We start from the raw sequence: 7,776 nt of genomic DNA on the forward strand, positions 1-7,776 counted from the left end.
TTAATTACGCAACAAAGCCCATGTAATGGCAACGGAGCAAGGTGAAACTCAGCGCCTATTATCAGTTTCTATGATGACAGAATCAGGGTACTTAGCCACTGACATGACGCAAGATGTTGCCCTGATCATGACACCTCAAAAGGGTTGGCATGGTTATTGGGTTAACCCGGGTGATGCTGGGTTTCCCACCAGCTTTGATTGGCATTTGCCAAAAGGTGTTGAAGCAGGTGAAGTAAAATACCCTGCGCCAAGTCAACTTGTGACCAGTGATATTATGAATTATATCTATCACGGTCAGTATGTGTTGTTTGCTCCAATGATAGTCAGTAAAGATATTGCGGTGGGAACTTCGATACCGATCAAAGTCGATATGAGTTATTTGGTTTGTAATCCGACAACTTGCTTGCCAGAACAACAAACGGTAGAGCACACGTTTACCGTTGGTGAAGATCACCAATTGGTATTGGATAAAGAATCGAATAATGATTCAAATAAAGAGCAGTTTGATCAATGGCGTCAAAAGCTGTCAAAACCAATGGCTGCGGAAGGGCGTTTTGCGGTCGATAAAAGTAAGTTAACACTCTCATTACCACTGCCAAGTAGCGTGGATATTGAAGGTGCGCATATTTACCCCGTGATCAATGGCATGATTGTGAATAATGCCAAGCAAACTTTGCAGCACAAAGGTGATAAGCTTTTGATGCAAACTCAAGTTGGTGACAATCTAGAGCCTGTTTTTAAAGGAGTTCTGGTATTAAAAAGTGGTATAGGTCTCAGTTTTGACGCGAATAAAACGGACACTATCGCTTTTACTCCTGCAACTGATAGTTCGAAAAATATTGATAATGCCAAGGATACGGATCAATCCAGCTCATGGTGGTTAGGCATTACTGCGTTATTAGGCGCAATCTTAGGTGGTCTGTTGCTTAATATTATGCCGTGTGTGTTTCCTATTCTTAGTTTGAAAATACTGAGTCTTTCCCATCAGAGTTCAGAAAAAAGAGCCAAAACCGGCGCGATTGCTTACACCTTAGGTGCGGTATTGGTATGCCTTGTTCTTGGTGCGGCTATTTTGAGTTTACGAGCCTTGGGGCATCAAATCGGCTGGGCATTTCAACTGCAAAGTCCGATAGTAATTTCGGTGCTGATCATCTTAATGAGCGCAATAGGGTTTAATCTTGCAGGCTTGTTTGAAATTGGCACTTTAACATCTGGCTCGAAGTTACAAGATCAAAAAGGTCCAATGGGCGATTTTTGGACAGGTGTACTCGCCGCCTTTATTGCCACGCCATGTACTGGCCCATTTATGGCAACCGCGCTAGGGGCCGCACTAGTATTACCGATGAGTATTGCATTGCTGATCTTTGCCGGATTAGGTTTTGGTATGGCGCTGCCGTTTCTTCTCGTGAGCTTTATACCGAAACTAAGAACACGTTTACCTAAGCCCGGTGGTTGGATGATAACCGCTCGTAAAGTGCTTTCTATTCCGATGTTTATTACCGCCTTAGGATTGGTTTGGATCTTATTACGTCAATCAAACGATACTTATGTGATGATGATTCTTGCAACGAGCATGTTATCGGCATTTGGATTATGGATAACCGGAGCATGGCAACAATCTCAACATAAAGGAAGATGGTGGCCTGCGCTTCTATTAACTTTAATTCCTCTGTTACTTGTCATTTATCTCGTGCCAAGTACGGGCGAAATAGCGAGTCGTTCAGTTAATGAAGAAGAGACGCAAGTGCTCAACTTCGATCAAGCTAAAATCGCCGAGTTACGCACTAAACAAGATATGTTTGTGTATTTCACTGCGGATTGGTGTTTAACCTGCAAAGTAAACGAGAAAACGTCAATTGATCGTGATGAAGTGCAACAAGCATTTAAAGACAATAATGTTGCGGTGATGGTGGGAGATTGGACCAATGGCGATAGCCAGATCACCGAATTTTTATCACAACAGGGCCGATCAGGTGTGCCACTTTATTTGTGGTATAAAAAGGGTGTGGATACTCCAGTGGTATTACCGCAAGTCCTAACACCGTCAATATTAATGGACTATACAAAGCCATAATAAAACGAATATAAAAACTTACACGACTTTAAGATATTTTTTCTAATCTATCTAAGCTAATAGAAGCCATTTATTGCAATTTATTAAATGGCTTTTGTCCAAATCAGGTGCAGCATAGCCTTGCCAAAGTGGTAGATAACAGAATCTAGTTAATCTTAAACAGCAATATATACTCAAACAAAGTACATAAATTTTTAGTCCGAAAACCTCAGATAAAAGATATGACTTTGTATTGAACCGCTGTGTAACGGTGCATTTTCTCTGCACTTTCTATAACTATTAAAATCTTATTCAGTGGGATTGCTTAAGCTGTGTAAGATAATAATTAAAATATGAGTCAAATTATCAATATGAAACTACAAGCAACTTTCTTAGCTATATTATCTCTTAGTCCTTTCACAACATTCGCTAACTCTGATTATACGATTGAAAATAAAGTAAGAAGTGTTGTAGATAAAAATTCCACTGAGTTGATGAAAAAGTACAACATCCGAGGTTTAGCCGTGGCTGTAACGGTAGATGGTGAGCGTTATTTTTATAACTATGGCCTTGCTGATCAAGGTTCTAATGTACCAGTGACAAATGAGACTATTTTTGAACTGGGCTCAATAAGTAAAACTTTTGCTGCTGCACTAGCTGGCTATGCTCAAGAGAAAGGTGCCTTGAATATGAATGATAAAGTGTCAGATCATCTTAAAGAGTTAAAGAATACGCCTTTAGGTAACTCAAAACTTGTTAATATTGCGACATATACTGCAGGTGGGTTACCACTACAATTTCCAAATGAAGTGACAAACCATGATGAAATGATGGAGTACTATAGACAGTGGAATCCAGAGTTTGAAGTCGGGACAAAGAGGAAATATTCAAACCCTAGTGTAGGATTATTTGGTTACATAGCTTCTTTGAGTATGCAGGCCGATTACACAGAAATGATGGAGAAAATCATTTTACCTGAACTTGGGATGACGAATACATTTGTAGATGTGCCTGATAATAAAATTAAGAAGTACGCTTATGGTTATAACGCTAAGGGAGAACCCGTAAGAGTAAACCCCGGAGTACTTGATGCTGAAGCTTATGGTATTAAGTCCACAAGCACCGATATGATTCAATTTATTGAAGCCAATATGGGAATAGTACCTCTTGATGCCAACATTAAACATGCTCTAGAAAACTCTCATATAGGATATTTTGACACGAAAACATTTACACAAGCAATCGGGTGGGAGGCATATAATTACCCTACATCTCTCTCTAAGTTATTGGAAGGTAACTCTAGTGATGTGATTCTTAATGCGAAACCGGTGACACAAAGCATGACAGCTAATCTCGGTAGTGATGTTTGGTTCAATAAAACGGGTTCAACGGGTGGTTTTGGGGCTTATGTGGCATATGTGCCTTCTGAAAAGGTAGGTGTGGTTATACTGGCAAATAAAAACTACCCAAATACCGAAAGAGTTGAAGCTGCTTACGATATTATTAATTCAATTGTTAACTAACCCATCTGCAGTGACCAATTTAATTTGGCCACAGTTTTAGGTGCCCCTAGATGAAGTTAACTAATGAAATCTTTTACATATTGGACGAAGTTTTCTATCGATTTTGATTATCTTAAAGCATGCCATACCGTATAAATATTCCAGCTAGTATCTGCTTAAAAGGGATTTAGTGGCCAATTAAATTTGGGCACTACTTTAGACGCTATCAATACATTTTTTTATCCGAAGTGAGCTACTGCTGCTCTCATTTTTAGCTCGTTTTTGTCCAGAGGCTTCATAGACCTGAAGTTTTACTCGTGGCGCTTTTCTCAAAAAGTGCCAGCTAGCTCAGATCTGCCCCAAGACGTGTTAGCACCGCTTGTTATCAAGGTTTCAATATCTTATTTTCGCAATACTTGAATTAATGGCAAGAAGAACAAAGATTCACCCCACGTACATTATAAAAATAATCTTACCGCTTTTTCAGTATCCATTATGTAAGACATTTCAATACATTGAATGCTAATAGTTGAATAGTGTAATGAAAACCAATAAGCTTCAATGTGCAATTAATTTGTTATAGATGTTGACCTAATATGAATAAAACTCGTCTGATTGTGTACCCAAGCCTATTCATTATTTTTGGACTTTATTGGTACTACGTAATTGAAGGGAACCCAATTCAGAGATCTGACAAGTATGAAACCACACCTGTCTCACAGGGATTAAAGGCTTATCATGCTAAAAACTACACTGTTGCTATCCCTATATTAGTGGAAAATTCAGAACTTGGTAATGTTAAAGCTCAATACACGTTGGGCTTAATGTATGATCGAGGAGAGTATTTCGATCACGATGCTAATAAGGCGATAGAATTGTGGGGAAAAGCTGCTAATCAAGGATACTGGCGAGCCGAATATGCTTTGGGACAAATGCTCCTCGAAGGTCGTGGAGTAAAGAAAAACGGTTCTGAAGGGTTTAAATGGATTCACAAAGCTGCTGTTCAAGGTATATCTATTGCGCAATATGGCGTTGGGCTTTCATATCAAAGAGGTGACGGCATCTCTCCAGATCAGGATAAAGCCTATTATTGGTTCGAGAAAGCGGCATCACAGAACAATACTAGTGCAATTTATGCTCTTGGTTATATGAATCAGCGAGGATTGGGGATACCCCCAAGCTATTCTAAAGCTATTGAATGGTATACAAAAGGGGCCGAACTTGATGACGCTACCTCAATGTATGTGTTAGGGGGAATGTATCTTAATGGTGATGGTGCTCCTTTGGACAACTCTCTAGCAATTGACTGGTTTACAAAAGCAGCGCAGAAGAATTATATGCCTGCGCAAAATAGATTAGGTCTAATTTATAAGAATGGTCTTATCGTCACTAAAGATGACGGTTTAGCGTTGGAATGGTTTTTAAAAGCTGCCAATCAGGGCGACGCTGAATCACAGTATTTTTACGGTCTCATGACTATGTTGGGTCGTGGTACAGAAAACAATATAAATACTGCTGTTGAATGGTTAACTAAGTCTGCAAATCAAAGTCATCCAGAGTCACTATTTGTTCTCAGTGGAATATATTTTTATGGATTAGATGGCATTGAAAAAAACTATCAGACATCAGCAAAGTGGCTAAAATTATCTGCTGAAAAGAATAACTCCAAATCGCAATTTCTTATGGGACTTTCGTTTCTGAAGGGGTTAGGTGTTGTTAAAAATAAGCAAACTGCGTTCATCTGGATACAGAAAGCTGCTATTCAAAACAATCCAGAAGCACAAGTTCTTTTGGGACTAATGTACCAAGAAGGCGTGGGGGTGCATAAAGACATAACCCTAGCTAAAGGATGGCTCAAAAAGTCGGCAAAACAGGGAAATCAGAGAGCAATAGACAATCTAATAAAAATGCATGTGGATTAACACTATCCAGAACCTTCATAGTTGGCACTTCGTAACTCGGAACTGTCCAGAGGCTTCATAGACCTGAAGTTTTACGCGTGGCACTTTTCTCAAAAAGTGCCAGCTAACTCAGATCTGTCGGGTGGACGACACCTGTTACCAAGTGCCGTCTCCCTAAGAACCCAACGTGCAACTTTCACTGCACTAGGCTCAAGCCTCCACAAAGGCATCGTTTGATACCCAGCAACTTATAAAGCAGTCGGAGCAGGTTCGTTCCAAGAGTTACGAGCTAGTCTTTTGGACTTCCTTTGAACCAAGTATTCTTGGTATTGGGGGTCAAATGGAGTCGCTGCACTTCGGATTTTCACATGCCTCTCTATTGGCACTTTAGCTATTTGGAAGAGATTGAACTGGCAATCCATATCCATGATCTTCTGCCAACCGTGAAACTGCCACTGGCCTTTTCGGTTGATGAAGTATTTTAGGGCGATCCAAGTTTTAGACTTGGTTGGATGGCGCCTTTTTGCCCAGTGCCACAATGTATGGAATAGCTTGTGGCCTACATATCCGAATACTTGTTTGGCAACGCAGTGTCGGTAGTAGTTCGACCACCCCCTAAGTTTCGGATTTATCAGTTTGATAAGATCATTCACTGGTAGGGTTACGTGCTTTTTGACGAGTTCACGCAGATTACTCAAGAACATCAACGTGTTCGATTTACTCGGTTTAATGAGCAATTTTCCTTTGTACTTCCTATGGTTAAACCTAGGAAATCAAAGCCATCATTAATGTGAGTGATATGCGTTTTCTCTTCGGAAAGTGTTAATCCTCTTTCTGCTAAGAAATCAGCGATCAACGGTTTGATATCGTTCTCTAATACTTCCTTTGAAGCACAAGTGACGACGAAATCGTCGGCGTATCCAATAAAGTTAGCTCTTGCCCCCTTTTTGAGAGCGGTAGACTTAATCTGCTGTTCGAGACCAGAGAGCGTCATTAACATCAAGGTTGGGGATATAATCCCGCCTTGAGGCGTGCCTTCATCTGTGTCTTGAAATAGCCCTTTGTCTACAAAGCCAGACTTTAACCATTGTCCCAACATACGTTTATCAACAGCAATATTGTCCATCAGCCATTGATGCCCGATTTTGTCGAAACAGGCTTTGATGTCCCCTTCGAGAACCCATTGTGCTGACCGTTTCTGACTTAAGCAGATAAAACACTGTCCGATTGCGTCAGCAGTGCTGCGCCTTGGTCTAAAACCATAGCTGTTAGGATCGGCAATATTCTCAGACACAGGCTCTAATGCTAATAGATAAAGTGCCTGTTGCGCTCGGTCTATCATGCATGGGATGCCCAATGGTCGAAGTTTGCCATTCTTTTTGGGGATATAGATACGCTTGAGTGGTTTAGCTTGATAGGCCTTTCGACTCAATTGATGCACGGCTTTCATGCGACGTGTGTCTGTGTTCCAAATGACACCGTCTATTCCAGACGTTTTACTGCCTTTGTTTTGCGATACTCGTTTAACAGCAAGAAGCTTTGCTGAACGAGAGTGAGTCAGTATCCATTGCAATGCTTTCGCTTTGCCACGTTTACCTTCTCTCGTTGCCTTTGTGATACGCATCTGAAGCTTTAATACATGCGCCTCAACAGATTTCCAGTCAATTGACTGCCATTGAGCGCTGTCAGGAGCGGCACTAATCTCTTTTGAGATCATCATTTGCATTTCTCCTTGAATAAAGTTCTTCAAATTCTCTCGCAACGGGAGACCAGTCGGAAGTGGGCTCACTTTCGTGACCAGACACAAGTCTGTATCTGCATCGTTACAATGCAGCCTTCGCTTTTTCCAACCTCCTATACCCGCATCACTATCGGCCACATAGGCTTTCCCTGAGGGAGTGATACAGGCTTACCGTGTTCCGTATGTCACGCAATGTCAGTGTAGATTCCCGCTATAGTGCGGAGAGTTCAACGCTCACGAAAGAGCATGGGGCAATCTCTTTCCGACTCTCATGCCTTTTGGCCACAGCGTATTAACCACTTCCGCTGATTCATCGTATAACGCACCTTATGCGGATTCACTTTTGTTCATCATGCTGACTACCTAGCACTCACCCAATTGTGGTTATCAGGAGGATCGTCCTCTCACGATTCAAATCCCGAATGGTCATGACCATTCTTCATTACATTGTCAGAGCCGCTACTTTATTCAGGCTCCTAGGTTCATCTGGTGATACAGATGGTTCACACATTAAGCGGTGAACAGCGCTTCATACGACTTCACGTCGCACGCCCCATTCCTTATATGGAATCCACGTAT

3 protein-coding genes and 1 pseudogene are annotated in these 7,776 nt (G+C 41.2%); 3 read left to right on the forward strand and 1 reads right to left on the reverse strand.

The window, feature by feature from the left end; genetic code table 11:
- Positions 1-103: 103 nt before the first annotated feature.
- The 3 genes from AACT19_RS22790 (at position 104) to AACT19_RS22800 (ending at position 5,477) form a co-directional block, all read left to right on the forward strand.
- Positions 104-2,074 carry a protein-disulfide reductase DsbD family protein gene (locus tag AACT19_RS22790; protein ID WP_242658972.1) on the forward strand — a complete coding sequence of 657 codons (1,971 nt, stop codon included), beginning with the start codon at positions 104-106 and terminating at the stop codon, positions 2,072-2,074.
- A 332-nt stretch (positions 2,075-2,406) separates the two neighbouring features.
- Positions 2,407-3,576 carry a class C beta-lactamase gene (gene ampC, locus AACT19_RS22795; RefSeq protein WP_242658973.1) on the forward strand — a complete coding sequence of 390 codons (1,170 nt, stop codon included), beginning with the start codon at positions 2,407-2,409 and terminating at the stop codon, positions 3,574-3,576.
- A gap of 575 nt (positions 3,577-4,151) precedes the next feature.
- Entirely contained in the window at positions 4,152-5,477 is a 1,326-nt protein-coding gene (locus AACT19_RS22800; protein WP_016796806.1) for a tetratricopeptide repeat protein, read from the forward strand.
- A gap of 227 nt (positions 5,478-5,704) precedes the next feature.
- Here AACT19_RS22800 and ltrA read toward each other — a convergent pair.
- Positions 5,705-7,176: pseudogene (gene ltrA / locus AACT19_RS22805) on the reverse strand (group II intron reverse transcriptase/maturase).
- Positions 7,177-7,776: the final 600 nt, after the last annotated feature.

Source organism: Vibrio sp. 10N.222.47.A9 (assembly GCF_963872585.1).
Lineage (GTDB): Bacteria > Pseudomonadota > Gammaproteobacteria > Enterobacterales > Vibrionaceae > Vibrio > Vibrio splendidus.

Excerpts from the sequence above, each read along its gene's own strand:
- AACT19_RS22800 (WP_016796806.1), top strand. The coding sequence starts at position 4,152 with ATGAATAAAACTCGTCTGATTGTGTACCCAAGCCTATTCATTATTTTT.
- AACT19_RS22790 (WP_242658972.1), top strand. The coding sequence starts at position 104 with ATGACGCAAGATGTTGCCCTGATCATGACACCTCAAAAGGGTTGGCAT.
- ampC (WP_242658973.1), top strand. The coding sequence starts at position 2,407 with ATGAGTCAAATTATCAATATGAAACTACAAGCAACTTTCTTAGCTATA.